The 24,243-nt window shown below is 40.4% G+C and carries 23 protein-coding genes and 1 other annotated feature; all 23 genes read right to left on the bottom strand.

The window, feature by feature from the left end; genetic code table 11:
• Positions 1–5: 5 nt before the first annotated feature.
• On the bottom strand, positions 6–1,316 hold the full coding sequence (obgE, locus tag HT722_RS07090) for a GTPase ObgE (RefSeq protein WP_173226457.1): 1,311 nt from the start codon (positions 1,314–1,316) through the stop codon (positions 6–8).
• 63 nt (positions 1,317–1,379) lie between these two features.
• The gene (locus HT722_RS07095; protein ID WP_000863855.1) at positions 1,380–1,514 is read right to left on the bottom strand and encodes a DUF4044 domain-containing protein; all 135 of its coding nucleotides are present in this window, start codon (positions 1,512–1,514) and stop codon (positions 1,380–1,382) included.
• A gap of 58 nt (positions 1,515–1,572) precedes the next feature.
• Positions 1,573–1,749, bottom strand: coding sequence for a PspC domain-containing protein (locus tag HT722_RS07100; RefSeq protein WP_031237635.1), 177 nt, complete (start codon positions 1,747–1,749; stop codon positions 1,573–1,575).
• A gap of 29 nt (positions 1,750–1,778) precedes the next feature.
• The gene (locus HT722_RS07105; protein WP_050142918.1) at positions 1,779–3,104 is read right to left on the bottom strand and encodes a glycosyltransferase family 4 protein; all 1,326 of its coding nucleotides are present in this window, start codon (positions 3,102–3,104) and stop codon (positions 1,779–1,781) included.
• A 15-nt stretch (positions 3,105–3,119) separates the two neighbouring features.
• On the bottom strand, positions 3,120–4,244 hold the full coding sequence (cpoA, locus tag HT722_RS07110) for an alpha-galactosylglucosyldiacylglycerol synthase (RefSeq protein WP_173278326.1): 1,125 nt from the start codon (positions 4,242–4,244) through the stop codon (positions 3,120–3,122).
• Positions 4,245–4,277: 33 nt separating this feature from the next.
• Positions 4,278–4,607, bottom strand: a complete 330-nt coding sequence (locus tag HT722_RS07115) for a metal-sulfur cluster assembly factor (RefSeq protein ID WP_173278328.1) — start codon at positions 4,605–4,607, stop codon at positions 4,278–4,280.
• 13 nt (positions 4,608–4,620) lie between these two features.
• Entirely contained in the window at positions 4,621–5,730 is a 1,110-nt protein-coding gene (rpoD, locus tag HT722_RS07120; protein WP_000201903.1) for an RNA polymerase sigma factor RpoD, read from the bottom strand.
• 2 nt (positions 5,731–5,732) lie between these two features.
• On the bottom strand, positions 5,733–7,493 hold the full coding sequence (gene dnaG / locus HT722_RS07125; protein WP_173278331.1) for a DNA primase: 1,761 nt from the start codon (positions 7,491–7,493) through the stop codon (positions 5,733–5,735).
• An 89-nt stretch (positions 7,494–7,582) separates the two neighbouring features.
• Positions 7,583–8,341, bottom strand: a complete 759-nt coding sequence (locus HT722_RS07130) for an ABC transporter ATP-binding protein (RefSeq protein WP_173278333.1) — start codon at positions 8,339–8,341, stop codon at positions 7,583–7,585.
• Positions 8,338–9,204 carry an ABC transporter permease gene (locus tag HT722_RS07135; protein ID WP_173278335.1) on the bottom strand — a complete coding sequence of 289 codons (867 nt, stop codon included), beginning with the start codon at positions 9,202–9,204 and terminating at the stop codon, positions 8,338–8,340. The genes HT722_RS07130 and HT722_RS07135 overlap by 4 nt, the downstream gene beginning before the upstream one ends.
• 68 nt (positions 9,205–9,272) lie before the next feature.
• A complete protein-coding gene (trpX, locus tag HT722_RS07140) occupies positions 9,273–10,268 on the bottom strand; it encodes a tryptophan ABC transporter substrate-binding protein (RefSeq protein ID WP_050115404.1) in 996 nt (331 codons plus the stop codon).
• Positions 10,269–10,380: 112 nt separating this feature from the next.
• Positions 10,381–10,598, bottom strand: a binding site (T-box leader).
• Positions 10,599–10,667: 69 nt separating this feature from the next.
• Entirely contained in the window at positions 10,668–13,364 is a 2,697-nt protein-coding gene (ppc, locus tag HT722_RS07145) for a phosphoenolpyruvate carboxylase (RefSeq protein WP_173226440.1), read from the bottom strand.
• 24 nt (positions 13,365–13,388) lie between these two features.
• A complete protein-coding gene (locus HT722_RS07150) occupies positions 13,389–14,612 on the bottom strand; it encodes an FtsW/RodA/SpoVE family cell cycle protein (protein WP_050242906.1) in 1,224 nt (407 codons plus the stop codon).
• A 202-nt stretch (positions 14,613–14,814) separates the two neighbouring features.
• Entirely contained in the window at positions 14,815–15,756 is a 942-nt protein-coding gene (prsA, locus tag HT722_RS07155; protein WP_138701950.1) for a peptidylprolyl isomerase PrsA, read from the bottom strand.
• A gap of 66 nt (positions 15,757–15,822) precedes the next feature.
• Positions 15,823–16,536, bottom strand: a complete 714-nt coding sequence (locus HT722_RS07160; protein ID WP_173226438.1) for an O-methyltransferase — start codon at positions 16,534–16,536, stop codon at positions 15,823–15,825.
• 1 nt (position 16,537) lies between these two features.
• Positions 16,538–18,340: an oligoendopeptidase F gene (gene pepF / locus HT722_RS07165; RefSeq protein ID WP_173226436.1), complete on the bottom strand. Its 1,803-nt coding sequence runs from the start codon at positions 18,338–18,340 to the stop codon at positions 16,538–16,540.
• A gap of 18 nt (positions 18,341–18,358) precedes the next feature.
• Positions 18,359–19,312, bottom strand: coding sequence for a competence protein CoiA family protein (locus HT722_RS07170; RefSeq protein ID WP_173226434.1), 954 nt, complete (start codon positions 19,310–19,312; stop codon positions 18,359–18,361).
• Positions 19,313–19,391: 79 nt separating this feature from the next.
• Positions 19,392–19,769 carry a type II toxin-antitoxin system HicB family antitoxin gene (locus HT722_RS07175; protein WP_173226432.1) on the bottom strand — a complete coding sequence of 126 codons (378 nt, stop codon included), beginning with the start codon at positions 19,767–19,769 and terminating at the stop codon, positions 19,392–19,394.
• Between the two features lie 27 nt (positions 19,770–19,796).
• Complete coding sequence (locus HT722_RS07180; RefSeq protein ID WP_115904484.1) at positions 19,797–19,988, bottom strand: type II toxin-antitoxin system HicA family toxin; 192 nt, start codon at positions 19,986–19,988, stop codon at positions 19,797–19,799.
• A gap of 222 nt (positions 19,989–20,210) precedes the next feature.
• Positions 20,211–21,071, bottom strand: a complete 861-nt coding sequence (tehB, locus tag HT722_RS07185) for an SAM-dependent methyltransferase TehB (protein ID WP_173226430.1) — start codon at positions 21,069–21,071, stop codon at positions 20,211–20,213.
• A gap of 15 nt (positions 21,072–21,086) precedes the next feature.
• Positions 21,087–21,554, bottom strand: coding sequence for an SsrA-binding protein SmpB (gene smpB, locus HT722_RS07190; protein WP_001051750.1), 468 nt, complete (start codon positions 21,552–21,554; stop codon positions 21,087–21,089).
• Positions 21,517–23,871: a ribonuclease R gene (rnr, locus tag HT722_RS07195; RefSeq protein ID WP_173226428.1), complete on the bottom strand. Its 2,355-nt coding sequence runs from the start codon at positions 23,869–23,871 to the stop codon at positions 21,517–21,519. Before rnr ends, smpB begins: the two co-directional genes overlap by 38 nt.
• 101 nt (positions 23,872–23,972) lie before the next feature.
• Positions 23,973–24,206, bottom strand: coding sequence for a preprotein translocase subunit SecG (gene secG / locus HT722_RS07200; protein WP_000282517.1), 234 nt, complete (start codon positions 24,204–24,206; stop codon positions 23,973–23,975).
• Positions 24,207–24,243 lie beyond the last annotated feature (37 nt).

The following is a 24,243-nucleotide window of genomic DNA, read 5'->3' on the forward strand; positions in this document are numbered from 1 at the left end:
GTCTCCTAGTCTACAAATTCAAACTCAAATTTACCAATGCGAACCAAGTCACCATCTTTAGCACCACGCGCACGAAGGGATTCATCAACCCCCATACCACGAAGTTGGCGGGCAAATTTCATGACAGATTCATCACGATCAAAGTTGGTCATATTAAAGAGTTTCATGAGTTTTTCACCAGAAAGTACCCATGTCGCATCGTCATCACGGCTAATTTCAAAGGCTTTCTCTTCCTCGTCAAATCCATAGTAAGCTTCTTCTTCCATATCTGACTCGTCGTAGAGCAAGAATTCTGGTGTCTTGTCTAACAATTCAGCTGTCGCATCCAAAAGCGTTGCCAAACCTTGCTTGGTCAATCCAGAAATTGGGAAGATAGCTGGTAACTCTTCAAATTCATCGTAGTTTTCAGCCAATTTCTTCTTGAATTCTTCAAGATTTTCTTGACTCTCAGGCATGTCCATTTTGTTGGCTACGATAATCTGTGGACGCTCCATGAGGCGAAGATTGTATGACTCCAGTTCTTTATTGATGGCAAGATAATCCTCATATGGATCACGGCCTTCGCTAGCTGACATATCAATGATGTGAAGGATGACACGTGTACGCTCGATGTGACGGAGGAACTGGGTCCCCAGACCAACACCTTGACTAGCCCCTTCAATCAAACCTGGTAAATCAGCTACTGCAAAGGATTCACCTGATTGGGTACGAACCATACCTAGATTTGGCACAATTGTCGTAAAGTGGTAGGCACCGATTTTTGGTTTAGCCGATGTGATAACACTTAAAAGTGTTGATTTCCCTACAGATGGGAAACCTACTAAACCGACATCCGCAAGGATTTTTAGTTCCAATTGTAACTCACGTTCCTGACCTGGTTCTCCATTTTCAGAGATTTCCGGTGCAGGATTTTTTGGTGTTGCGAAACGAATATTTCCACGTCCACCACGACCACCGTGGGCTACAATAAATTCTTGCCCGTGTTCAATCAAATCTGTCAAGACCTTGCCAGTATCCGCATCACGAACTGTCGTACCTTGTGGCACTCGAACTCTAAGATCCTCAGCACCACGCCCATGCATCCCTTTGGTCATTCCTTTTTCACCAGAATCAGCCTTGAAATGACGGTTATAGCGGAAATCCATGAGGGTACGTAGTCCTTCGTCTACAACGAAGACCACATTACCTCCACGACCACCATCACCACCCCAAGGACCACCATTAGGGACATATTTTTCACGGCGAAAGGCAACCATGCCATCGCCACCATTACCAGCCTTGACCTTAATCTTAGCTGTATCTAAAAACATACTCATTTTATCTTCTCACTTTAAAAAAGGGCTGGGAAATCCCAGTCACTAAATTTTTTTGAATCTATTTTATAGATTACTGAGGGCACCAATTGCAGTTGCAAAAATTCCCAATAAACTTGCTACTAGCATGATAATCACGATAAACAAGGTTATTTTCTCAAACAAAGTTTTTTTACGATTTCCATTATCTCCAAATGCCATTTTTCTCTCCTTCGTTATATTCTATTTTCTATTATCTTAGCATGAATTGAGCTAGTTTTCAATAGTCACTTGCTACAGGTGCGATAATCCATAAAATGATATAAGCAACAATTCCCGCTCCGTAACAGCAAGCAAGGACACCCCAAATGACTCGAACGATAGTTGGATCCATATCCAGATAATGGGCCACTCCAGCACAAACACCCGCAATCTTTTTGTCACGCCCACTTCTCATTAATTGTTTTTTCATAGCTGTTCCTCTTTCTATTCTTCATGGTCTTTCCAATAATCTCTTATGCTGATTAACTGTGTTTTTGAAGCCTTCAGCATGCGTCTAGAGCCTTTTACGGGTACAGCAACCACCTGTTGTGGTAAATACAAAACTGTCTTAAAAATACGCTGACTAACCGTATCATCTTTGGCTAAATCTTTCTGGAAATTATTTGAAATAATGGCATCCAGATAAAACTCATGCACTCGTTTTCCAAAATTCTCAGCTGAAATCTCGTACAATTTCTCTGATAAAGTATGCTCATTCATATCTGGTGTTGCAATCAGGGCTTCTAAAATAGCTCCAGCCAAATCATGTTCTCCATAATACAAGGTTCCAAACATTTTATCACTGATAAGATTGTCCAGATAAGGATTTCCATGTGCAATGACAGGCGTCCCACTAGCCAAACTTTCCAAGTAGGTCAAGCCTTGGGTTTCACTTGTCGATGCCGAGATGAAGAAATCTGCCGCCTTATAATAGAGAGCCGTCTCACTAGGAGCAATCATGCCTGTAAAGATGACGGAGTCTTGAATCTCTAGTTTCTGGGTTTGCTCTTTGAGATCATCCAGATAAGGACCATCCCCGGCAACTACCAGTTTGACATTGTCTTCTTCTTTCAGAACTTCTGCAAAGGCTGCTAGTACTGCTTGAATATTTTTTTCATAGGAAATTCTGGAAAGGCTCAGCAACATCTGTTCATCATCTTGAATCCCTAGTTTACTACGTAGTTCTTTCAAATTTTCCTGCTTGATTTCCGGACGCTCAAACTTAGCTAATTCAATCCCTGTTGGAATGACTCGTTTTTCAACCTTGACCTTATAGTCAGATAGCAAGTCATGGACAATCTCACTCGGGCAAATGACTCCATCCACATCATGCAGGAAACCTCTTACTAAGTACTTTACCATACTAGGACGAATCAACATCCCCTTCGCAATATAGTGGACATAGTCTTCGTATTGTGTGTGATAGGTATGGATGACTGGAATCTTCAATTCACGCGCAATCCAAATCCCCAACAAGCCAAGAGAAAATTCTGTCTGAGTATGGATGATATCCAGCTGATACTGTTTAGCAATTTCCAGTGCTTTGCTGAATCCTCGATAGGCAAAGCGGCGATCCTTAAAAGCAAAGAAAGGAACACTTGGAATGCGGATAATTTGCCAATCTTCATAACGATTGACATCCTTATCTGTCGTCGTAAAGATAAAAACAGCATGCCCCTGCTTTTCAAGTTCTGTTTTCAAGGTTCGAATACTGGTCGCAACACCTGAAACCTGAGGAAAATAGGTATCTGTAAATAAACCAATTCGCATAGATTACCTCACTTTTTACTTTCTCCCTAAAGCGGCTTGTTTATCATAAAAATCCAACCAGATTTGTAACAGATGCTCTTCTGAATATTCTCTAGAAATATTCTTAGCTTTTTCTTTCAAATCTTTTAAAGCAACAGGATTCGCTTGATATTCCAAAATAGCTTCTTTCATCTCTTCTCTGTCTGCTGTCGCCCGATAATTTCCCTCCAAAATTACCTTATAAAGATCCAAATCACGCAACATAATCGGAGCTTCACAACTGGCAGCCTCTAAAATCGTCATCGGAAAGAGCTCATTATAACTAGGCAACAAGAAAAGATCCGCTAGGGCATACAACTCGCGCATCCGCTCTGGCGATACAATACCTGGAAACATCAAATTTTTAGGGGGATTTTCCATGATTTTCTTGTAGCGTTCATAACCATCTGTCATGCCACCAAAAGAGAAACCACCGGCCCAGATAAAGGTAATCTGAGGCAATTCCTCAGCCAGACGGATAAAGTCATCAATCCCTTTACGTTTCTGAACTTGCCCAGCACCTACTACGATAAACTGTTTGTCACTAAGACCTAAATCTGTTCGTAGTCTCATCACCTCTTCTTGCGGAAGAGGATGCCATTTTTCCTTATTGACAAAATTAGGAATATAGGTCACTTTTTCACGTGGAATACCAGCTGCCACCAAATCCTCGATAAACATAGGATTGACCACCACCAAATGCTCCATCCGGTTGTAAAAAGAAAATACATAGCGTTTCACAATTCCCTTTAAGAAAAATGGAATTTTCAAACTCCCCTCAAGTGTATCAGGTAAGAAATGCACATAGCCAATTTTCCTTCCTGAGCGTTTCTTTTGAAATGTTGATAAATAATAGGGGAAATCAATTGTATGAAAGTGAGTCACATCTGCCTCTATTGGAAGATTTTCTGTAACAATCAATTGGTCCTTGGCATCACGGTGAAGAAGACGAACTAATTCACGGTAAGCACCTGAAACTCCTTGTCCTGCTACTTTCTCACTTGAACTCAACATATTGATGCGTAATTTCTTTTTTTCCATAACTACTATTATATCATTTTCTTTGAATAAAATCAGCAAAAGAAAGGAGAGACTAGAGGAAAAGATGGGAAATTTCCTCACTTTTCCAATGGTCTCTCACATGCTTTTATCTGTTTACTTAATGCCTAGGGCAATGCGGGCATAGCGACTCATTTTTTCAACTGTCCAAGCTGGATACCAGACTAATTTAACCTCAGTATCCGTTACTTCTGGCACCTCTGTCATGGCATCATAAATCTGGTCCGTCAAAAGGTCAGCTAGGGGACAACCCATAGTTGTCAACGTCATATCAATCTCTGTTTGCCCTGTGTCGCCGTCAAAACGAATCTCATAAATCAAACCAAGATTGACAATATCGATTCCCAACTCAGGGTCAATAACTTCTTCCAAGACTGATAAAATTCGTGTTTTGATATTTTCAATTTGCTCTTCTGTATAAGCCATATTTTCCTCACTCTTAGTCTTCAATAAAATCACGAAGCGGTTTGCTACGACTTGGTTGGCGTAGTTTTCTCAAAGCCTTAGCTTCAATCTGACGGATACGCTCACGGGTTACGTTAAATACTTTACCCACATCTTCAAGGGTACGCATTTTTCCATCATCTAGTCCAAAACGGAGACGCAGAACATTTTCTTCACGGTCTGTAAGAGTATCCAAGACCTCATCCAACTGCTCACGCAAGACGATACGAGTTGTATAGTCCACTGGATTTTCAATCACTTCATCTTCGATAAAGTCCCCAAGGTGGCTATCATCCTCTTCACCGATTGGAGTTTCAAGAGATACTGGTTCTTGGGCAATCTTCAAGATTTCACGAACCTTGTCAGGAGTCATATCCATACGTTCAGCGATTTGCTCAGGTGTTGGATCTTGTCCCAATTCTTGAAGGAGATTACGTTGTTCACGAACCAATTTATTGATGGTTTCAACCATATGGACTGGGATACGGATGGTACGAGCTTGATCCGCAATAGCACGAGTGATGGCCTGACGAATCCACCAAGTTGCGTAAGTTGAGAACTTGAACCCTTTAGAATAGTCAAACTTGTCAACCGCCTTCATCAAGCCCATGTTCCCTTCTTGAATCAAGTCAAGGAACTGCATACCACGGCCGACATAACGCTTGGCAATGGAAACAACCAAACGAAGGTTGGCTTCCGCAAGACGTTGTTTGGCTTCAATATCGCCAGCTTCAACAGCTAGTGCCAATTCTTTTTCCTCTTCATTGGTCAAGAGAGGAACGACTCCGATTTCTTTCAAGTACATACGAACAGGGTCATTGACCTTAGCCGAAGTTGACCCAATCAAGTCCTCATCGCTGAGTTCCGGCTCTTCTTCAGTGCTAAGAACACGCGCGCTCGGATTTCCTTCGTTATCTGTGATAGAAATTCCTGCATCTTGAATCCGTTGCAAGAGATCTTCAATCCCATCAGCATCCAAGGTAAAAGGAATCACCAGACTAGCATTGATTTCATCATCTGTTGCTGTCCCTTTTTGCTTATGATTACGGATAAATTCTGCTACTTGCACGTCAAATGTTGTTACTTCTTTTTGTTTTGTTGCCATTATTACTCCATTCTTCTCTTTTGGGAAATTAAACGTTCCAATTCTTCTAGGGCTGTGTCGGTATCTCCTACATGGCTAGCTTCCTGCACCTTCTTTTTGATTCTCATATTGTCCTGATTCAAGAGGGCCTTGTTTCGAGTCATTTCTACTTCACTAAGTTCCTGCGGCGACATCTCAGCAGGTAAATCCTGAGCTAAGACTTGATACCAAGCTCTTTCAACTTCTTCTGTCTGCTCTGCTAAAACTTCTGGAGGAAGATTGCCATACTGACCAAGCAAGTCATATAAGACCTGAAATTCAGGTGTATCAAATGCAAAATCTTCTCGCAAACGGTAATCATTCAAAACAAGAGGGGATTCCATCATCCGATAGAGTAGATGGGCTTCTGCCCTCATAATAGCCGATAACTGCTTGGTGACAGGCATAGTGATTGACGTCGGTCTGGAAATTCCTTCCATGCGATTCTGCCTTTGCGCCTGACGACTCTCATTAACAATCTGCTCAATCTGGGCATAATCAAAGGACGCCAGACTGTCAGCTAAAATATGTATATAGCTGTTTTGAGCAGTGATGGACTTTTCTTGAACAATCAAAGGAGCTATTTTTTCAATAAACTCAATCTGGGCTTGCAGATTTTCACTGTTTTCAGGTTTGTACTGGTGAATGTAAAACTCAATCGGACTAATACGAGTTTTCGTTAATAGATAGGCCAAGTCTTCTGGACCATTTTTTTGTAGATACTCATCTGGATCCAAGTTATCAGGCATGCTGACAATCTGCACAGGCATATCACCAATTTCATCCAATGCTTTCAATGTCGCGGCTTGTCCAGCCTTATCGCCATCGTAAACAAGAACCAACTTCTTGGTTAACCTTTTCAGATGCTCAACATGCTCACGACTCAAGGCTGTTCCCATAGAAGCGACAGCATTTTCGATTCCAGCCCGATAGGCTGCAATGACATCCATGAACCCTTCCATCAGGTAAATCTCACTGGCTTTTCCAGAAGATTTTTTTGCCCTATCCATATGATATAATTCGTAACTTTTATTAAAAATTGCAGTTGATCGGCTATTTTTATACTTAGAAGTTTGTGAATCCGTTTTCTGCCAGATACGACCTGAGAAGGCAATGACCTTTCCCTGATCATTGGTCAAGGGAAACATGATGCGATTGTGAAAGGTGTCTACAAATTGATTGGCATCTGAAAGGTAAAAAAGTCCTGAATCTAGGAAATCCTCTTCACGATACTGATCAGACAAACGTTGATAGAGATAGTTTCGTTCTGGAGGTGCTAAACCAATCCGAAAATGTTTGAGCACTTCATCTGTCAAACCACGCTGATAAAGGTAGTTTCTGGCCTCTTCCCCCATGGTCGTTGTCATGAGAATAGCATGATAAAATTTAGCCGTATCTTCGTGCATATCATAAAGAGCTTGGTGGGGTGAAGCTGGCTTCTGCTCACTATAAAGCGGTTTTTCCACCTCTATCCCAACACGCTGACCTAAGATTTGGACAGCCTCCATAAAGGGAACCCCTTGGTACTCCTCGATGAATTTAAAGACATCACCCGAGCGGCCACAACCAAAACAGTGGTAAAACTGCTTGTCCTCTACAACGTTGAAAGAAGGTGTTTTTTCACCATGAAAAGGACAGAGCCCTAGATAGTTCCGTCCTGCCTTTTGTAAAGAAATCACATCTCCTATGACTTCCACAATGTTGGCATTGTTTTTGATTTCTTCAATGACTGGTTTGTCAACCATACACAATACCTCCATGTTATCATAGTTTACTTTATATAGTATACTTTATTTCAGAAAAAAAGTAAACCATTTCACGCATTTTCCCTACTTTATTCAAAGAGCTGATAATAATCAGAGATTTTCATTTTTGCTTTTTCTTCTTGGTTCAAATCTTGAATAATTCGTCCTTCTTTCATGACAATTAAACGATTGCCATATTTGAGAGCATCTTCCATGTGATGAGTAATCATAAGAGCTGTCAACTGATCTTTCTTGACAAATTCATCTGTCAATTCCATGAGGGAAACACTGGTCTTTGGATCAAGAGCTGCAGTATGCTCGTCTAACAAGAGTAATTCAGGTCGCTTCAAGGTTGCCATCAAGAGACTCAGGGCCTGTCTTTGCCCACCTGATAAGAACTCAATCGGTGTATTCAAGTGTTTCTCAAGACCGTTTCCCACTTTTTCAATAGTTGCCTGAAATTCATCCTTATAGCTAGCCAGACGTCTCGGAAACAGTCCACGCTTTTCACCACGAAACTTGGCAATCAAAAGATTTTCAGCCACTGTCATACGAGGAGCTGTTCCCATCTTTGGATCTTGGAAGACTCGAGACAGATACTTAGCCCGCTTCTCTGGTGAAAACTTGGTAACATCCTCACCTAAAATACGGATAGTTCCACTGGTTAGTGATAAAGTTCCTGCAATAGTGTTAAAGAGGGTTGATTTCCCAGCACCATTTCCACCTAAAATCGTGATAAAGTCCTGTTCAAAAATTTCTAAGGAAACATCATTTAAAATAATCTTCTCTTCATCAAAGCCATTTTTAACGATTTTGGTTGCATTTTTTAATTCTACAATTGCTGTCATTTACTTAATTTGGCTCCTTTCAAGATTGTTTGCTTAAATGTTGGAATCATGAGGCAGACTGCTAAAATCACGGCGCTGTACAAACGAAGGTAACTTGTATTAAAGCCAAGCGCAATAACTGCCCACACTAAGAATTGATAAGCGATAGAACCTACAACGATGGTAACCAGACGTTCTGCCAAGCTCAAACTCTTGAAGATAACTTCTCCAATAATCAAACTTGCAAGCCCCACAACGATAACCCCTATTCCTCGAGATACATCGGCATACCCTTCTTGTTGGGCAATGAGAGCTCCTGCAAGGGCAATCACACCATTTGATAAGACCAACCCCATAAGCTCCATGCGCCCAGTATGAATCCCGAAACTTCTAGCCATATCAGGATTGTCACCTGTAGCAATATAGGCTTGTCCGAGTTTAGTGTCCAAGAAAAAGAGCATGAGAACAATGACAAGACTGACAAAGATAAGACCTGTCAAGAGTTGATTCAAGTCTGAATCAAAAGGCAAGACATCCTGAATTTGCTTGGTTCCAAGCAAGCCTAAATTGGCACGTCCCATAATCAAGAGCATGATAGAGTGACAGGAAGTCATCACCAAAATCCCTGAGAGCAAGGTTGGAATCTTCCCTTTTGTATAAAGAAGTCCTGCTGTCATTCCAGCCAAACAACCTGCTCCTACAGCAACAAGAGTCGCTAAAAATGGGTTCACGCCTTTGGTTATCAGAGTGACAGCAACAGCTCCGCCAAGAGGGAAGGAACCTTCTGTCGTCATATCTGGAAAGTTTAAAATCCTAAATGTCATAAAGATTCCCAGACCTAAAATAGCCCAGACAAATCCTTGAGAAATAATGGAAACAATCATATTTTATTTAATCCTTTCTATATTCATCTTTTTAAAAAATAGGAAGAGTCTCCTCCTCCCTACCTTATTTATTCGATGACTTGTCCTGCTTCTTTGAGAACAGACTCAGGAATCGTAATACCTAGTTCTTGTGCTATTTTTTTATTGATGACTGACTTACCAGTTGAAAAGACATTGACTGGGGTATCGGCTGGTTTTGCACCTTTCAAGACTTGCGCAATCATTTTACCAGTTGCCACACCAAGGTCATGTTGGTCAACTACAACTGATGCCAAACCACCTACTTCTACCATAGCTGTCGCACTTGGATAAATTGGTTTCTTAGAACTTTGATTGCTAGAGACAACCGTTGGAAATCCTGATGCAATGGTGTTATCAATTGGAACCCAAATAGCATCTACCTTGCTAGTCATAACAGTGACAGTTGAGGCAATTTCATTTGTTGAAGGAACTGCAAATGTTTCCACTGTCAGACCTGCTTTTTCAGCATAAGCCTTAAATTCTTCAACCTGTGTTTTTGAATTGTCTTCGCTACTTGAGTAAAGGGCTCCGATTGTTTTCACATTCGGTGTCAGAGCCTTGATGAGTTCAACTTGTTGTTGAGCTGGATTGTGGTCAGATACCCCTGTAATGTTGCCACCTGGTTTTTTCAAATCTTTGACCAAGTTAGCACCAATTGGGTCTGTAATAGCAGCCATGATAACCGGTAGGTCTTTTGTTGCACTAGCCAAGCCTTGGGCTGCTGGTGTTGCGATACCAACCACAAGGTCATTACCATTTGCAACCAATTGTTTACTCATTGTCGCAACCTTACTTTGGTCACCTTCTGAGTTCATAAAGTCGATTTTAACTTGGTCATCTTTATACCCTTCTTCTGCAAGTCCATCTTGAATTCCTTTATAAATCAAGTCAAGAGATGGATGGCTCACAAACTGAAGAACACCAACTTTGGCAACTTTCTTCTCATTCTTAGCTTCTGGTTTATTCATTGAAGAGTAAATCAAGCTTCCTGCTACTAAGACTGCTAATGCAGCGATAATTCCAATTAAACGTTTATTTTTCATTCTATTTCTCCTTTTTAATTCCTTTAAAATACTTCACTTATCTAAACAAGCGACGCCATCGTTTTCTTTCCATACTAACCTCCATCAAAAAAATCCTCACACAAAAAACTTGTGTGAGGACGTCGATGCGCGGTACCACCTCAATTATAGGGAATTTCCCTATCGCTCTGTCTCGCAATAACGAGATGCACTGTAAGGTGTGCTCACCGAATTTTTATGATTTCAAATTCTAAACAGCATTCAGCCCAATTTTCATCATCGCCACTTATCTGTTTTCAGCTACCACAGACTCTCTTGAAAGTTTGTACGATTACTTTTCTGAATGGTTAAATTATATCATTTTTAAACTACTTGTCAATAGTCTATTAGAATTTTTTTGATCTTCACTTTTGAAAATGATTAACCTGAATTACGCAATCCTGTTGCAATTCCGTTGATGGTGATATGAATCAATCGTTCTTGATCACTGGACAATTCTCCACGACGTTGGCGTTTGATCAACTCCAACTGAATATAGTTGAGAATATTAAAGTAAGGCATACGGTAATCCAGACTAGCTTTTAGATATGGATTGTCAGCTAAGAGTTCGTCATGTCCTTCAATAGCCAAGATAACGTTCTTAGTAACTTGCCATTCATTTAAAATAGTCTCATAGATGGCCTTAACTTGCTCGTCTTCACAAAGTTTAGCATATTCAAAAGCAATATTCATATTTGATTTTGATAAAACCATATCAACATTTGAAAGAAGCGATTGGAAGAAAGGCCAATTTTGGTACATATCTCGTAGGATAGCGATATTTTCTGGATTTTTATCGATAAATTCCTTGAAGCTTGAACCAACCCCGTACCATCCAGGGAACATAACACGACTCTGTGACCATGAGAATACCCAAGGGATGGCACGCAAACCACCGATTTCAGTAATCGTCTTACGAGCAGCTGGACGAGAACCAATATTAAAGCTTGAAATAGCCTTGATTGGACTTGACTCGAAGAAATAATCATAGAAATGCTCATTACCAAAGACCAAATCACGGTAGATATCGTAACTACGATCCACTACTTGATCCATAATGGCTTCATAACGATTTGAGGTATTGGTATCGCTCTTTTTCTGCGTAATCATACGGTTAATAGCTGCCGATACTAGCATTTCAAGGTTATAGTAAGCGGCGTCTTTGTTACCATATTTATTGCCAATTACTTCACCCTGCTCCGTCAAGCGGATACGATCCTTGATAGACTTGAGCGGTTGAGAGGTGATGGCTTCATAGGTTGGCCCACCACCACGACCGACAGTACCACCACGACCATGGAAGAAGGTAACCTTAACGCCAAATTCATCTCCAATAGCAGTCAATTGTTGTTGAGCCTTGTAGAGAGTCCAACATGATGATAGGTAACCACCATCTTTATTACTGTCAGAGTAGCCAAGCATGATTTCTTGGTAGTTATTACGTGAAGCAATCCATTTTTTGGCAAGAGGAAGAGAAAGATATTGTCTCATTGTTTCCTCTGAATGATCCAAGTCTTCAATTGTTTCAAAAAGGGGAACAATCTGAACACGCGCCCTTTCCGTATCCACCAGTCCTACTTCTTTTAATAGAATAGCTAATTCTAGCATATCAGAAAGGCTGGTTGCATGTGAAATGATAGTCTGACGGATGACATCATCTCCCAACTTATCTTTCAAAACACGAGCCGTCTTAAAAATAGCTAGTTCTTTTGCTAATAATTCTGATTTTTCTGCGTGAGTCGCAGAAAGAATTCGGGGATCTTCTTCTAACTCTTTCAAGAGAAGATCGCACTTTTCTTCTTCGCTCAACTCGCTATAGCGAGAATGAATTCCTGCTGATTTCAAGAGTTCTGCCACACAGGCTTCATAGACGCTAGAGTCTTGTCGCATATCAATTGATGCTAGGTAAAAACCAAATATCTCTACTGCCTGCAATAATTCCACAAAATCACCTGAAATCAAGGACTCGCCCTTATTTTCTAGTAGAGAATCTCGAATGGCAATCAAATCCTTGTAAAAATCATTGGCGGTTTCATAACGAGTCCCAACTTCCTTATCCTCAATCAGATAGGTTTTTGTTGCTTGAATTTTTGATTGAATATCAAACAAGGCACGACGGTAAAGCTCTTTTTCGCGGTAAATCGAGTTATCCTTGGACTGACGAGCCATTTCTCTGACTTGCTTACTTACATTGACAATGCTAGTTGAAAGAGAAAACTCACGATAAAGTTGGTAAATCTTTTCATCATAGTAGTTCATGATGACTTCACACTGAGTGAGTGCAGACTGCTTCAAGGTATCTGCAGTAACAAATGGATTTCCATCACGGTCACCACCTATCCACATACCCATGGTGATTGGTTTAGCCTGTTTTAAATTCAGACCATGTGCTTGCGCTAAGCGCTTATACTCCGTCGTCAAGTGAGGTACAGCTTTCAAAAAGGAGCTGTTGTAATATTCCATAGCATTCGTGATTTCGTTAGTCACTTTTAATTTTTTCTCACGAATCATGTCTGTCTGCATGATAATTTCGATGTAACGACGCAAATCATTGTGCCATTTTTCTTTATTGATCAACCCCAACTTAACATCACGGTATTTACGCAAAAGACTATGAATATGATTTGTTAAATCCAACATACTTTTGCGTTGCACTTGTGTTGGATGGGCTGTCAAAACAGGAACAACATTCAAGTGTTCTAGGATCTCAACGGCATTTTCTTTTTCAGCAACCATTTTGATCGTTGTAGATAATTTACCTAAATAGTCCTGATCAATATTATTTTGATGATTGATTTCATAAGCTAAATCCACATCCTCTGAAATATTAATCAAAAGAGGTAAGATTGAAAAATAGCGTGAAATATAGACCATTTCATCATTTGATAAGCTAGTCACTAGACGGTTTAGACCTTGATAATCTTCCTGCGTTGATAATTCTTTCAACTGCATGATTTTTTCAAAGGTCTCTGGTGCAAGCATATTTTTAGTAATATCTTCCAGCAATTCTGTTAGAATCAATACTTCTTCTTGCACAACACTTTTATTACTATAATTTTCTAATTTTTGAAGAGACATAGACTATCCTTTCTTTATTCTACTTCACAGAAGGTTCATTGGTTGATTTTCCAATTCTCGGTACAACTTAGCGCGTTTTTCACTGGCGTCAATATTTAAGACAAAGGCCACTGCCACTGATAAGACTAGAAGACTATTCCCCCCCTGGGATAAGAAGGGGAAAGTCACTCCTGTAGATGGAATCAAGCCCGAAATCCCTCCGATATTGACAAATACCTGAACCAACATCATCCCTCCGACACCGAGTGCAACCATGGCATTGAAAGGATTCTCCGCTCGGATACCGACCAAGATAATCCGCAGAATCATGAAAAACAAGAGAGCTAAAATGAGACTGGCACCAACAAAGCCAAATTCTTCAATCACGATAGAAAAGACAAAGTCTGTATGAGCTTCTGGTAAATAACCTCGTTTTTCAATCGAGTTTCCAAGACCTAGACCAAACCAACCGCCATTGACCATGGCAAAATAAGAATTAGATAACTGGTGACCCGCATCAGCACGATCCGCAAAAGGATTAAAAAAGGCACTAAAGCGCTTGGCTACATAGCCAAATACTGGAATTTTTGAAAAGGTCTCAACACCGATTAGACTGATAGTGGTCAAGACAAAGACAGAAGCGGCAGATACGAGCGCCAGAATGGTTGAAAACCAGCGATAAGCGATTCCACTAACTGTATACATAATCAAGGAAACTAAGACTAAAATAGTCGCATTTCCTAAATCAGGGAAAATTCCCAAACTTCCAATCAGAACTAGGAGAACGAATCGCCAATCATTAAAAGCACGGGGAAGCCATTGATTTTGAGTCAAAACTTGAAAATCATAAATAGCTATTTCTTCTTGCTGTTTGGAGAAGCGGTGAGCCAAATACCAAATAATAATGATTTTTAAGTACTCAGCTGGCTGAATAGTTACTCCTGCAACCGAAATCCAACCGTATGCCCCGTTTACGGAAATACCAATAAAACGAGCTAAGAACAATAAAAGCATTTCTATCAATATAACTAAAATGATTAGTCGCTCATTTCTCAAAAAATCTAGTCTCAATTTATAAATTAAGGCAATCAGTATCAAACTAACAATCCAAAAGATTCCTTGGTTTCGAACCAATTGCAAGGCGCTCTTGCCTTCTTCAATTAAAATAGCGCTGGTGGTCGAATAGACCACAATCAAGCCCAAAATAGATAAAAGCAAGTAGGGAATCAAGATGGAATAATTTAATAAGTGCCTCTTACTAATCTTCATAGTATCACCACTCTAGTAGGATACAGACAAATCTGTTCCAAATTCCGTTTTATTTTCTAGTTTTGATTGCTATTATACCATTTTTTCAGAAAGAAAAAAACTCTTACCTTACAATCCTTCGAATTTTACTGTTTTTACAGAATCATTTCCAGACTCAAGTTCAAAAAATACAAACCTCAAAAGAGATTTGTATTGATTTGGACTATTCGTTTGATGTACTACTGCTTGAGCTTGAATCTCCACCACCGATATATTGGGTAAAGATATTTTGGAAGGCTTGGTCCTTAACCTTGATATTGGCTGCTTGTAATTCTTTTCCGATAATGCTTTGAACAAATGTTGAATCATTTTGTTTTTGAGTCAAGATAACAGTTTTTAATTTTTCTTTATAGTCATCAATATTAGATGATTTTTCTGTTTTCTTAATGAGTTTTACAATGTAATATTGGCTACTGTAGGCTTGTGTGCCAGTTGCTGTAATCACATCAGAAATGCCATTTACATCTAAAGCGAAAGCGGCTTTCTTGACTTGCTCAGGTACTTCCGTTGAAGCAGAATCAAAGGTAATTTCTCCACCATTTGCTTTTGTTTTTTCATCAGTTGAGTTATCTTTGGCTAATTGAGCAAAATCAGCACCTTCTGCCTTGGCTTTTTCGAGAACTTCTTTGGCCTTATCTTCATTATCAAGACGGATGATTTGAACCGTTACATCTGGAGTGTATTCGTCAAAGGCCTTCTTGTAAGCATCATCTGTCAATTCAGCTTCTGCTGCCTTCTTAACTGCCAACTCAACTAATTTACTTGTACGAATTTGAGCTTTACGTGTTTCAAGAGTCATACCCGCTTGTGACAAGACACGTTGGTAGTTTTCGCCATATTGTTTTTCTTCTTCGGCAATAGTATCATCAACCTCTTTATCATCAAGCTCTGAGCCATATTGTTTTTCAAAAACTTTTTGGATGGTCATATTTAACAAGACTTGTTGGGCTGAAGGGTTGCTTTTCACTTGCTCATAAAATTGATGTTCTGTGATGACATCCCCTTTCATGCTGATAAGGTCTGCCCCTTCTGAACCTTTCGAACAAGCTGCTAAAGTTGCTACTGATAATAGTGTGATGGCACCTGCCAATAGTTTTTTCTTCATGTCTACTCCTTTGAGATAAGTGTTACTCTATCTATTTTACTATATTTTCTTAAATTTTTCTGAAAATCATTCGCTGTCAGGCAATTGAACATCTGCTACATTTTTACGAAGCATGAGAATGCCATCTCCCAGAGGTACTAATGTTGCGGTGAGTCCTGGATTGTCTAAGGTTGCGTCAAATAGTCTTTGAAGTCCTCGATAGATGGTTCGCTGACCTCGACGGACTTCCATAATGTCCTTGGCAACATCACCGCCTTGAAAAATATCATCCAAGACAACCACACCTCCAACTTCCAAATGTTTGAGGATTTCTGGCAGAAAGACGATGTATTTAGACTTGGCTGAATCCATAAAGACGAAATCATAAGACTCTGTCAAGGTTGATAAGACATCTACCGCATCTCCTTCTAGGAGAGTGATTTGCTTACGACTATCAAACTGGGCAAAATTTTCCTTGGCAAAACCAATCATTTCTGGATTGCGGTCAATGGTTGTAATCTTAGCATTTTGCGCATGTTCTGCCATCAAAAGGGCAGAAAAACCAATAGCCGTCCCAATTTCCAGAATGTTTTTAGGTTGCATGGTTTGCATGAGAAAACGGAAATAAGCAACCGTTTCATGGGGAATGATGGGAATATTTTCCTTACGGGCAAAGTCTTCCAATTCTTTCAAATCGCCTGTGACTTGCTTTTGACGCTGACGCATCAAGTCCACAATTTCTTCCTTGACAACAGGACGACGCATGTTATGGTTGGCATTTTTACTATACGATTCAACCATCTTATGCCAATCCCAATTTTTCAACAAGGGCTTCAAACTCATTTAAACGACGTTCGAAGACTGCAAAGGCATCGTTGAGGTAGTCTTCCTTCTCCATATCAACACCAGCTTTTCTCATGACATTGAGTGGATAGTCAGACTTACCTGCCTTGAGGTAGTCGATATAGCGGTCACGGTCTTCTTGACTACCATGGACAATCTTTTCAGCCAAGGCTGAGGCTGCTGCAAAGCCTGTTGAATATTGGTATACATAGTAGTTATAGTAGAAGTGTGGAATGCGTGCCCACTCGTATTGGATTTCAGGATTGTCTTCCTTACTCAAACCATAATACTCTTGGTTCAAGTCTGCGTAGAGTTTATTTAGGAAATCGCTTGTCAAGACTTGACCATTTTGATCCGCTTGGTGAATGGCGTGTTCAAACTCAGCAAATTGAGTTTGGCGGAAAACTGTTCCACGGAAACCATCTAGGAAGTTATTGAGGATAGCAAAGCGCGTTGCGTCGTCTTCCACTTCTTCCAATAATTTCTCCGTCAAGATATTTTCATTGGTCGTTGAGGCAATCTCAGCCAAGAAGATCGAATAATCTCCGTAAACATAAGGTTGCGTTTCACGAGTATAGCTTGAATGCATACTGTGACCTGTTTCATGAACAAGAGTAAAGAGATTGTCCAAATTGTCCTGCCAGTTAAGAAGCATAAAGGCATTGGTATCGTAAGAACCACCAGAGTAAGCCCCTGAACGCTTGCCTTGATTTTCATAAACGTCAATCCAACGCTCACTAAAGGCACGTTTAACACGGCTCAAGTAATCCTCACCCAAGACTGCCAAGGCATCTTCTGCCTTTTTCAAGGCTTCTTGGTAGGTAAAACTATATTCAACAGATGAAAGTGGTGTGTAGACATCGTACATCTTGAGATCTGAAATTCCCAAGATTTTTGAACGAAGTTCAAGGTAACGATGCAAGAGGGGTAAATGCTTGCGAACTGCTGCTACTAAATTGTCATAAACACTTTCTGGAACAAAATTGGCTGCTAGGGCTGCATGACGAGCACTCTTGTAATTGCGAACTTTGGCACGGTAGTTTTGAACCTTAACATTGGTTTGCAAGGTTTTAGCATAGGTATGTTGGAATTGTTGATAAGTCGCATAAAGAGCTTGATAGGCACCACGACGCACCTCACGATTTTTAGACTCCATCAAACGTGTGTAAGTCCCATGAGATAGCTGAACTTCCTTACCATCATCGTCAAGAACATAAGGGAACACAATATCCGCATTGTCCAAGATAGCGAAGGTTTCACTTGCTGAACCAAAGATTTCTCCAGCTCCAGCCAATAATTCTTCTTCACGTTGTGATAGAACGTGTTCCTTACCTTGCAAAAGCTTGTCGAAATAGTGTTGATAAACCTGCAATTTTGGTTGAGCTTCTAAAAAGTCAGCATACTGCTTTTCACTGATTTCCATAAATTCAGGTTCATAGAATGAAAAGGCTTGGTCTAGCTGACTGTAGAGAGTCATGGCCTTGGCATAGTACTCTTGGTACTTGGCTTCACGTGTATCCTGGTCATTTTTCATATGAGCATAAACGTAAAGCTTCTCCATATGGCGTTCCATTTCAAGAGAAACTTCAGTGATTTCGAGTAGGCTATCCGCACTATCTAGGAGATGGCCTTCATACTGGCCTACTGTCTCCAATTGTTCTGTTAAATCTTTTAAGGCTTCTTCCCAAGCCTGGTCAGTTGGGTAGATCGTTGATAGATCCCATGTATCTTTTTCATTTATTTCATGTCTTTGTAATACCATTAGATTCCTCCATCCTTTCTATTCTACCATATTTTTCAAGAAATATTGCTGATAAAAGGCTGGTGGATAGAGCTTTTGCCAATCATTTTGAGGATTTTCTTGATAATAGGTGAAAAAGTGCTGATAATAGCTATTCAAGTCTTGTTCAATCTGGAAAAATTTGCCCACTAGTGGTCTAATTTGGGGATACCATGCTTTTAGCTCATAAGTCAGGATATTCTCTCCCTTTTGATAGGCTTCTGCTTGTTCTTTCATCCAAAAAGGATTTTGATAATACAATTGTTGCCGGATATAGCGACAGATGTCCTTATCCTCAGAAACTGTAAAATGAGATATTTTTTGTTTCTTATAGGGAAGACGCAATATCTCCAGTAGACTAGCCTGACCATAGGGAAATTCCTTAATCTGATAATGGAGTTTGCCTCGGAGATCCTGGTAAATCAGGTATTTAAGCCTTAAAACCTGTTTTCCCTTGTCTACTTCCCAAATATAAAAGCCCATATTTTGACTGAAATAAAGAAAACCTTGTTGTAGACGAGTCAATCGCTCCTTGAGCCACAGTTTTTCTCCCAGCAACCACAGTACTTGGTAACCCTGACTACGATAGCCCTCACTACGCTCTTTAAGAATTTTTTGAGGCAAGGGACTACACTGAACTTCTAAAGCTAGATTGCCATTTACAAATACATCTGCAATCTGTTTAAGCTCTGGAAGCGGGTATTCTAATTGCACCTCAGCCTCTGTCTTCAACCAATGATAGAGGACTTCCTTATTGGACAGGTGTTCTGGACTTTCATTTTCAGAGGAATAATCACAGTCTTTTAAAGATTTATGTGCAAAATGGGTCCGGACACTTGGTCCTTGACGCAAACGGAGCTGACCTGCACAAGCTGGGCAGGTGTAGGCTTGATTCTCCAGCTTATCCTCTAACACATTTACCAACTCTCCCCTAGCATCTCTCGCAACAAACATGATTTTCCCCCTTTTCTATATTATTCGTAAAAAAAGAAAAAAGATCAGGAAATTTCCTAATCTTCATCACTCTATAATTTTAGAGTTGCAAGCGACTTTCAAGAGCTTGTGTCAACACTTCAGAATAGTTCACTTTCTCACGATCTGCAAGTCTGACTAGCCACTCTGGAACCGTAACATTTTTTCGAATCGCTTTATTATTCTTTACGAAAGGCAAGGGATTGACCTGAATCAAAGTCACAAATCCATCAGAAGCTTTCAACATAGAAATGTCACTAGGAGTAGGTAGAGCCAATCCTTCATCAATATAAGAAGCTAAAACACTCTCAAGCATTTCCCGAGCATTTTTCATTGCAAGTTCAATCGTTGCTCCTTCAGTCCCGCCTCCAAATTCAGGAAATTCAACCCAGTATCCAGTGCCTTCTTTATGAAAAATAGCAGGATAAGATTTTAGCATAATACACCTCCACAATTTCCAAATCAACTATAATCCCAAATCTTTTAATATTTTTCTCTCTAGACCTTTTCCTAAATCCTCATTACCGTGAACTGGAATAGTGACAAGATAGGGAACCCCTTCTTTCTTAAAATGATGATGACTTCCTCTCTTACGTACTTCAATCCATCCATTTGCAAGAGCTAATACTCTTCGAAAATCAAATTCAAACCACGTCAGCTTATCCTTGCCGTACTCAAGTACAGCCTGCGGCCAGCTTCCTAGTTTGCTCTTTGATTTTCATTGAGTATAATTTTACCATTTCCTTACCTGTGATTGTCATTTATGGTCACCTTTCTAGCTAAAATTATACTTATAATGCGTATTTTTGTCAATTCTTTTATCTTATCTATTCGTAAAAAAGAAAAAAGATCAGGAAATTCTCCTAATCTTCATGTATGTTTACTTGATTTTCTTAGCTAGCATGGTCGCAAAGCGTAGTTGAATACGATTGCCATTCTCATCGCGACGGTGCAAATGGCCTGGATTTTCATTGTACTTGACCAATTCCCAGTCCTTGTAATAGTTCGCTAGTTCGCCTTCCTTAAAGGTGAATGGGAAGTTAACTGAGCAAGGATAATCCTCCGTGTCCATGGCACAAACGATAAGGTTATAGCCACCGACCGCGGTTTTCTCCTGCATGTTTTTGATAATTGCAGGAATGCAATCTGCTTGCAGAAACATCAAAACAACTGTCGATACGATGAAATCATACTCTTGACCAATGCTAGCTGAATTGATATCGTAAAGACCAACAGGCATGTCCAAATCTTCCTGCTCAACAATGCTTTGCAAGATTTCAAGGGCCAGTTCATTTTGATCCACAGCTGTCACATCGAAACCTTGCTGGGCTAGAAAGAGTGCATTACGACCTTGACCACAGCCCAAATCCAAGGCTTTCCCTGGTTTTACTGACTGCATGGCCTCTAGAACCTCTGAATGAACAGGATTGGTATTGTATTTCTTAGGGAAATAATCCTCAGGTTTACAATAAAATTCCAAATACCATTCCACATCATCTGTGGCAGCCTCCACTCGATGCCAAGCTTGAGGTTGTGCCATGGGATTGTCGGCTCCTGCTTCAAAGAGATGTTCAGCTAGAACCTCACCATCCTCTGTCAATTCAATAAACTTGAGAGTTCCCTTCAAAACAGTAATTTTCCCCCAAGTCCCAACCTTGGTATTGTGTTTCTGCTGAACAGCCTCTGGCATGGTTTCTTTAGTCCATAAAGGCATGCGTTTATAGGCAACTAATTTTTCCATTTTCATTTCCTCTTTTTATCGCTGATTAACAGCTTTCATCACGCGCGCAATGTCTCGATTTTGTTCACGACGTTTGATAGACTCCCGTTTGTCGTAGTCATGCTTCCCTTTAGCTAGGCCTAAAAGGAGCTTGGCATAGCCATCTTTAATATAGACTTTTAGGGGAACCAGGGTCATTCCTGTTCCTTTAGTCTCTTGTTCCAACTTTTGGATTTGCTTTTTATGGAGTAAGAGTTTGCGACGGCGTTCTGGTTCTTGATTCCAGATATTACCCTCTTCGTAAGGAGCGATGTGAACATTGCTCAACCAGACTTCTCCATTTTTTACTTGGGCAAAGCCATCTTTGAGATTGATTCGAGCAGCTCGTACACTCTTGATTTCAGTTCCAGTCAGGACCATCCCTGCCTCTAGCGTATCTACGATTGTATAGTCATGACGCGCCTTTTTATTTTGTGCGACGACCTTTCCCTCGCCCTTTGCCATGCTTAACTCCTTTCTTAGCTACTTCCTTATAAAAAGGTTTCTTTCCTTTTTTCTTCTTGTCTTTTTGTGAATGCTTGCGCTTATCATTTGAGCGTCCTGATTTTCTCTTGTCTTCCTTCTTATCTGAACGACGACTTGAACCACGCCCTCTGTCACTACGATTAGACTGTTTCAAGCCTTTTTCGATCACATCAAACTCACTTGGAATGTAAGAGAAGTCAATTTCACCTGTCATCTTATCAGCTCTTTCAACGCGAATACGAATTTGTTGACCTACACGGAAGGTTGTTCCTGATTTCTCCCCACGAAGGGTCAAATCACGCTCATTGAAATGATAAAATTCAGGTAGATTGGTGAGGTGAATCAAGCCTTCAACTGTGTTTGGCAATTCGACAAAGAGACCGAATTTGACAATACTTGATACAACTGCATCGTACTCGTCACCCACGTATTCTTCCATATACTCAGCCTTTTTCATGGCTTCGACTTCACGCTCGGCCTCGATAGCACGACGCTCACGGTTTGAGGACTGGGTTGCAATCTCTGGGATTACTTGCTCAAAATGCTCTGCTATTTCCTTAGAACGGCCGTAATCACGAATCATACGGTGAACAAGAAGGTCTGGATAACGGCGAATCGGACTGGTAAAGTGAGTGTAATAATCAGCCGCTAATCCATAGTGGCCGTGATTGTGCTCCGAATAGCGAGCCTGCTGCATAGAGCGAAGAAGCATCATGGACAATACATCTGCATAAGGTTCTCCCTCAACAGCACGCATGATGTCTTGGAGAGCCTCCTGGCTAATCTCACTGGCAGTTCCATAAATGCGCAAGCCAAAACTCGAAGCATAATCAATAAACTTTTGAACCTTTTCAGCCTTAGGCTCCTCGTGAATCCGATAGATAAAAGGCAAATCCAGCTTGCTAAAATGCTCGGCAACTGTTTCATTGGCCATCAACATAAAGGACTCAATCATGCGCTCGGCAATTCCACGCTGACGAAGAACGATATCAACAGGCTTACCTTGTTTATCAACCAAAATCTTGGCTTCATTGGTATCGAAATTGAGGGCTCCACGTTTCACACGCATGTTTTCTAAAATTTCATGGAGCTTGGCCATAAGTTCTATACTAGGAACAATTTTCTGATACTCTTGTCTCTTCTCCTCGTCACCTGCTAAGATATCATTGACATCACTATAGGTCATACGAAAACTGGTCTTGATAACCGTTTGTGTAATAGTGTAGTTGACCACACGACCATGTTTATCAATCTCCATAATGGCAGACTGGGTCAGACGGTCAACTTGAGGATTAAGGGAGCAAATGCCATTTGACAGTCGTTCTGGAAGCATTGGAACCACACGGTCTGTCACATAGACTGAAGTCGCACGGTTAAGGGCTTCCTTATCAAGGACAGAACCCTCGGTCACATAGTAGGAAACATCTGCGATGTGAACTCCAAGCTCCAGATTGCCATTTTTCAAGGCCTTGATATGCACTGCATCATCCAAGTCCTTGGCATCTGCACCGTCAATGGTAAAGATAATCTCATCTCTTAGATCCAGACGACCTTCCATATCCTTTTGAGACGGAGCATCCGGCACACTTTCTGCTTCCTTAACAACTGCATCTGGAAATTCTGAGACAATGTCCATAGACTCCAAAACTTCAAGGACATCAATTCCGACATCCGTTGAATGCCCCACCACATCAAGGACGCTCGCGACAAAGAAATCATGTTTCTTGCTTGGGTATTTGTCGATAAAGACCTTGAGAACTTCTGTTCCTTCTAGTTTAAGGGCAGGTTTCTTAACATAAATCGGTTGGCTGATTTTCTGGTTTTTCGAACGGATGTAACCAGCATACTTAGGTTTTTCCTGATCCAGAACTATTTGACCGACAACGGTTGTTAAGCTACGTTCTAGGATATCAATAATTTTTGCTTCCGCTGCTGTTCCCTTGTTTCGGTCAGCGACTTTTTTGATGACGACCTCAACGGTATCACCATCAATAGCATAGTTGACATCGTTTTTTCCTACAAAAAGGTCGTCCTCTTCCCCTTCCAGACTGACAAAGCCAAAGCCATTTTTATGGGCATGAAAAATCCCCTTGAGGGTAATCTCATGTTTTTTCTTAACTTCCAAGGTCAGACTGCCATCTTCTTCAAAGCGTATCTGGTGCTTTCTTTCCATTAGGGACAAGGTTTTAATCAACTCACGAAAATCCTTGGAACCGTCTTTTCCCAAAGCTTGAGCCAAGTCATTGACAGTCACCCTTCCCTTATCTTGTAAATATTCTTTTATTCTATCTTTCATATTTTCTTTCTAGATTTTTTAATTTTCTTTTACTGTAAAACCTTCTCAAACATCCTTTAAAAATAAAAAGAGGCAAAGACCTAGTCCTGCCCATTATTTTCTTATCTACTTGATAATACCGTCAATGCTAAGGCAATGGCTAGCCAGAAAAAGACTAAAATCCCTGTCAAACGCTGCATTACAGCTTCAAAACCGCGTGCTTTACTGCGTTCAAACAAATCACCTGAGCTGGCATCAAATACATTGCTGGATTGGTTTTTGGTTGGTTGCATGAAAATCGCAATCACAATCACAACAGATAATACTAATAAAATGGTTAATAATAGGTTATACATATCAAACTCCTTAAAATCCTTATTATTTTACCATAAA

This window comes from Streptococcus sp. 53, from assembly GCF_013276565.1.
Lineage (GTDB): Bacteria > Bacillota > Bacilli > Lactobacillales > Streptococcaceae > Streptococcus.

What these genes read in the sequence shown, in the direction of transcription:
- pepF (WP_173226436.1), bottom strand. Translation starts at nt 18,340, where the DNA reads ATGGTATTACAAAGACATGAAATAAATGAAAAAGATACATGGGATCTA.
- rpoD (WP_000201903.1), bottom strand. Translation starts at nt 5,730, where the DNA reads ATGGCAACAAAACAAAAAGAAGTAACAACATTTGACGTGCAAGTAGCA.
- HT722_RS07150 (WP_050242906.1), bottom strand. Translation starts at nt 14,612, where the DNA reads ATGAAGATTAGTAAGAGGCACTTATTAAATTATTCCATCTTGATTCCC.
- HT722_RS07130 (WP_173278333.1), bottom strand. Translation starts at nt 8,341, where the DNA reads ATGACAGCAATTGTAGAATTAAAAAATGCAACCAAAATCGTTAAAAAT.
- HT722_RS07160 (WP_173226438.1), bottom strand. Translation starts at nt 16,536, where the DNA reads ATGGTTGAATCGTATAGTAAAAATGCCAACCATAACATGCGTCGTCCT.
- ppc (WP_173226440.1), bottom strand. Translation starts at nt 13,364, where the DNA reads ATGTCTCTTCAAAAATTAGAAAATTATAGTAATAAAAGTGTTGTGCAA.
- HT722_RS07100 (WP_031237635.1), bottom strand. Translation starts at nt 1,749, where the DNA reads ATGAGAAGTGGGCGTGACAAAAAGATTGCGGGTGTTTGTGCTGGAGTG.
- rnr (WP_173226428.1), bottom strand. Translation starts at nt 23,871, where the DNA reads ATGAAAGATAGAATAAAAGAATATTTACAAGATAAGGGAAGGGTGACT.
- HT722_RS07105 (WP_050142918.1), bottom strand. Translation starts at nt 3,104, where the DNA reads ATGCGAATTGGTTTATTTACAGATACCTATTTTCCTCAGGTTTCAGGT.
- prsA (WP_138701950.1), bottom strand. Translation starts at nt 15,756, where the DNA reads ATGAAGAAAAAACTATTGGCAGGTGCCATCACACTATTATCAGTAGCA.
- dnaG (WP_173278331.1), bottom strand. Translation starts at nt 7,493, where the DNA reads ATGGTTGACAAACCAGTCATTGAAGAAATCAAAAACAATGCCAACATT.
- HT722_RS07115 (WP_173278328.1), bottom strand. Translation starts at nt 4,607, where the DNA reads ATGGCTTATACAGAAGAGCAAATTGAAAATATCAAAACACGAATTTTA.
- secG (WP_000282517.1), bottom strand. Translation starts at nt 24,206, where the DNA reads ATGTATAACCTATTATTAACCATTTTATTAGTATTATCTGTTGTGATT.
- HT722_RS07170 (WP_173226434.1), bottom strand. Translation starts at nt 19,312, where the DNA reads ATGTTTGTTGCGAGAGATGCTAGGGGAGAGTTGGTAAATGTGTTAGAG.
- HT722_RS07135 (WP_173278335.1), bottom strand. Translation starts at nt 9,204, where the DNA reads ATGATTGTTTCCATTATTTCTCAAGGATTTGTCTGGGCTATTTTAGGT.
- HT722_RS07095 (WP_000863855.1), bottom strand. Translation starts at nt 1,514, where the DNA reads ATGGCATTTGGAGATAATGGAAATCGTAAAAAAACTTTGTTTGAGAAA.
- obgE (WP_173226457.1), bottom strand. Translation starts at nt 1,316, where the DNA reads ATGAGTATGTTTTTAGATACAGCTAAGATTAAGGTCAAGGCTGGTAAT.
- tehB (WP_173226430.1), bottom strand. Translation starts at nt 21,071, where the DNA reads ATGGAAAAATTAGTTGCCTATAAACGCATGCCTTTATGGACTAAAGAA.
- smpB (WP_001051750.1), bottom strand. Translation starts at nt 21,554, where the DNA reads ATGGCAAAGGGCGAGGGAAAGGTCGTCGCACAAAATAAAAAGGCGCGT.
- HT722_RS07175 (WP_173226432.1), bottom strand. Translation starts at nt 19,769, where the DNA reads ATGCTAAAATCTTATCCTGCTATTTTTCATAAAGAAGGCACTGGATAC.
- trpX (WP_050115404.1), bottom strand. Translation starts at nt 10,268, where the DNA reads ATGAAAAATAAACGTTTAATTGGAATTATCGCTGCATTAGCAGTCTTA.